Genomic DNA, 4,125 nt, shown 5'->3' with positions numbered 1-4,125 from the left:
ATGTACTTCCCATAAACAATGATAGAGATCTTATGCTTCGTGTCTTAAACGAAGACGGAGAAATGGTAGAAGATGCAGAATTAAAGTTGGGAAATAGAACCATCCCATACGATTTTTCGGTGGGGAGTTACCGTATAAGAAAGAGAAATAAGGGAGGATTTTTATCGATTGTCCTCCCAACTGACACACTGTTTTACAAAGTCAACCCAAAGGATTCAAAGTGGTTACTCAGCAAACGATATCGTCATTTTACAGATACCAAGTTTGGCTATTATCTCACTACCCCTATTCGATGGGGCAGCCAACTCTATCACTACATGAGACGACTGGTGCTTTATGGCAGTTGGAGGCCTCCAAGAAGGTACCGGAAAAATGGCTCTCGCTCTCTGCATGGTCTATATGGTCACGGCATAAACGAAGTACGACGACCTGGAGACACGTTGAGAACTCAAAGCTTATGCACCACTCCAAAAGGACGCCCAATAAATAGGAAGCCTTAGAAATATAGTGCCAAGAACTATCGTCAACAGTATCCCATATTGGGACACCCTGGTTGAAACGTAGTAGTACTGGTGCCTTCCTGCTAAGACTGGGCTATTCCCGACTCGTTAAATTAGATCAGCGTTTACACTATATCCTTAAAACATCCAAAACATTAAGACATGGATGGGCCTAACACACATCATTTCAAATATGAAGCTATCAATTAGATCAGGTCATATATATCTTCAGTCCTTCAGTACCTTTTCCATCAGGGCCAAAAAATTTGTTTTAACGAGCTAATGCCAAAGATAAAACGAATTACCTGTCTATGATGCCAGTATAAAATTCAATGTGATAGCTAATCGACTCTTAAGTTTCCAATGCTGATGAAATAATCATTCCAGACACCATTTGGAGCTTTGAAGGAGATGTTGCCGATGCAGGAAAAATTTGCAGGTAACCCATTCTGACAGCAATATTCCCTGCGTTTGCGCTATGAGGGTGCAAAATTGCTGCAACCTTCAGCAATAGCATGAGCGAGCGCAAGAAAAAAGGAGTTACTTCTACTATATGTCCTTTGCAAGAGAAGAATCCAGATAGAACTACGAAGGGACAGCTTTATGGTACTTATTTTAAAAATCAACAAGAGGATACTATTAGACGCTACCCTTATCACAACTTCCACACCTGATGAATCCATGTGATACTATTCAGGTCCAACTCCCTCTGCGCCAGACACTGTCCCCTATGGTCAAATCTTTTAAGATCACAGCTGGTAAGGGCCTCTAAAGAAGTTCAGTTAAAGAATGGGATCCGTTGATACAATCGGATATTCGCCTTCGAAGCTAGACGAGAACAAGACTCTATTCACTTGTCTCTACAAAATCCACACAAACTGGCCGTAAATTGGCTAATTCGATACCCCGGCGGCGCCCTAACAGAGGGAACAACGATGCAAGAAGATTGGCAAGGCAAGTGGCTCGAACTAAAGACAAAACCTATCATTTAGAGTATCAATCAATGGGGAGGTCAGACTCGTTCGGAAGAAGCAGGAAATTATACGATACAAGAAGTTGTTACAAATTGAGATCGAACAACCCGAGCAAGTTACCCTGGACAAGCGGCTGTTTATTCAGGTAAAAGCAAGGACATACTGGTACCAATCACGAGCTGCGGGAGTCAACTTTAGCAGTTGGGGGCGATCAATGCACAATTTGAAACCAGATGAACATTTAAGTCGCAGCAAGATCCCATATAAAAAGGGGGTTGATCCCCATGGTCATATAACACTTTTGACCTCAGAGCAATCCTTCCCGAACAGCTAAAAAGATCATTAGAAAAGACAATGCATGATGATTTACGGTTGGCCAAGGCTCATTATTACCGCCTGCGATTACCCGAGGAAGGAGTTTATTTCCAAACGGATACGCTGATACAAGATAGCTTCTACAAAACGGTGGCTCAATTTGCTCATTTTGTCGTCCAAAACGGTAAAGCCCTGCCTGTTTTATGATCTACTGTAACCGACGTCTGGTCCTATATCACGACTTAGATCAACCCAGCCTATAGCTTTCAGGGATCGAAGGAATTTGAATAGCATCATAATCAGAACCAGGAAGCTCGAGATTACAATAGCACGCGTAAGACTACAGAAAGGACACAAACTCGAATTCTCGATTGATCTATTGCACTACAGGAAATGGAAACATTTAAACGGATCAGAATCAGGGAAATGCCGAGTAATTTAACTCCAAGGAAAAAAAAACTAATTCGAAATTCAATCTTAGTGTTGAAACAGCCAAAGAGAGGTCTAATCTTTCAATTAGAGATGAGGCAAATAATATCCAGAAACTATACTCGCCGAATATAGCTATAAGTGAACACGTTAAGCTAGGCCCGTTTCTTCAAAACTCCAGACTCACTACCAGGAAAGCCAAGGGTTTACAACCGATTTCACTTTGAACCTGGCTTTAGTTATGAGCTATCCGGTGAAAAGATTAAACTTTATGAACACGAATCTTTCAAAAGAAGGAAAAAACCTATTTATCCAAGCGATCATTGGAAAAGCCGCAGGAGAGCTAATTCATTCGCCTAATGAAATGCTACATATCTAGGCTACTCTTCTATCCAAACGCTTACAAAAGACACAAGTATGCCTCGAGGGGCATTCGTCTACATGGATACCACTATCGCAGCAAGGACTATTTTCGGAGCAGTTCTTCAACAAGAAGATAGCCTCATTGCCACTCTTCCCCTCTGAGCGCCGAACTGCAGGGAATTCCTGCAGGGACCTATAATCTCACCATTATCCGTTCTGATTATCAACTTTATCAGAAACAAATATTTATTCAGGCCAATAAGACGCTTTATCAGCGATTGTCTGATCTGGCTTTTAAACCAGATACTACATCTTGGCTTTCCGATTTAACATCTATCTCATATTCTACATACCCCAGAGAAAAGCAAATCACCTGTTGACCCTAGCCCCTGGCCTACAGCGGTCATTCAGGTACGATATCTGGTTACATCCGGATAGCTCAGGTGACCCCCTGATTGGCGCATCAATACTGGTCAAAGGAACTACCCTAGGAACCGTCACAGACTTAGATGGAAGATTGGAGATACATCCTCTCCAATCGTATCCTACTTTGATCATCAGCTATACGGGTTTTGCTACGCAAGAGTTTTCTCCCCGGGGCCCAGAAGTTGATATCAACTTAGCTGAAAATGCTCAGTATTTAGAAGCGGTGACAGTAACTGGATATAAGCTCCGCCAGAGGATTTGGGGATCAGTTGATCCCCACCGGATGCCGTTAACAGTAAGAGGAAAAGTAGATCGGGCAATGCAGATCTGATGGATGATGTCCTTCAAGGTAGATTAGCGGGAGTTATACATTAGCAGACTCTGGTTCCAATACCTAATTCGAGGAGCTAGCACTGGGCGGGTAGGCGGCCCCCTCTTTCTTATCGATGTAAAGTTGGAGATCCTTCGAAATTACTGCCAGTCAAATTAGAAGTCTTCAGGAAAATCGAGGCACGAGAAGCGACCGCCATCTATGGGTGCTCAAGCAGCGAACGGAGTGATCATTATTACCACAAATTTAGCACACTGCAGGTCTTGATTTTTTGCACTTGCGGGGACTCCGGACTTCGATCAGATTTCAAAGACTATGGATACTGGAACCCAACCTTATTACAGACAACAATGGCCGAAGCTTCCTTTACGTACTCTTCCAGACAAACATCACTGTCCTGGAAAGCATACGCACATGGGTTATGGATAAAAAAAGAAGAAAGTGGTGTTGGTTGTCTCTTGAAACACGAGCTTTCAAATCCATCACTGCTCACTAGCCGTTCCTCGATTCTTAGAGTTGAGGGAGATGAAGTGGATTTAATCGGCAAAAGCTCTAACTATTACCCCGACTCGTTACAGATAAAGACGCGCTTTCTAGCATCCGACTCATTACTCAGTCAACAGGAAAGTTGGCTCTCTACCGGGAAAGTGGAATTTACTAACATCCACGCAGGGATGGCCGGGGATACACTGGCCATCACCTATTCCCTTTCGACAATGAATGACAGCTATGAGGATGGGGAAAGGCGGAAGATTCCCGTGCTTAAAAAAGGGACAGAAGAAACGAA

General features: G+C 43.0%; 3 protein-coding genes. All 3 read left to right on the top strand.

Annotation, left to right across the window (positions count from 1 at the left end; all coding sequences use genetic code 11):
• Positions 1-1,828: 1,828 nt before the first annotated feature.
• Complete coding sequence (locus D5R40_RS36560; RefSeq protein ID WP_161565127.1) at positions 1,829-1,996, top strand: hypothetical protein; 168 nt, start codon at positions 1,829-1,831, stop codon at positions 1,994-1,996.
• Between the two features lie 898 nt (positions 1,997-2,894).
• Entirely contained in the window at positions 2,895-3,338 is a 444-nt protein-coding gene (locus D5R40_RS43105) for a carboxypeptidase-like regulatory domain-containing protein (RefSeq protein WP_161565126.1), read from the top strand.
• A 350-nt stretch (positions 3,339-3,688) separates the two neighbouring features.
• Positions 3,689-4,125 (top strand): hypothetical protein (locus D5R40_RS30810; protein ID WP_134239649.1); only part of this gene is annotated, 437 nt, incomplete at its 3' end.

The sequence above is a fragment of the Okeania hirsuta genome, from assembly GCF_003838195.1.
GTDB classification, from domain to species: Bacteria; Cyanobacteriota; Cyanobacteriia; order Cyanobacteriales; family Microcoleaceae; genus Okeania; species Okeania hirsuta.
The sequence above is the reverse complement of the archived record's forward strand: the minus strand, read 5'-3'. Positions and strand labels throughout refer to the sequence as shown.

Excerpts from the sequence above, each read along its gene's own strand:
- D5R40_RS36560 (WP_161565127.1), top strand. The coding sequence starts at position 1,829 with ATGCATGATGATTTACGGTTGGCCAAGGCTCATTATTACCGCCTGCGA.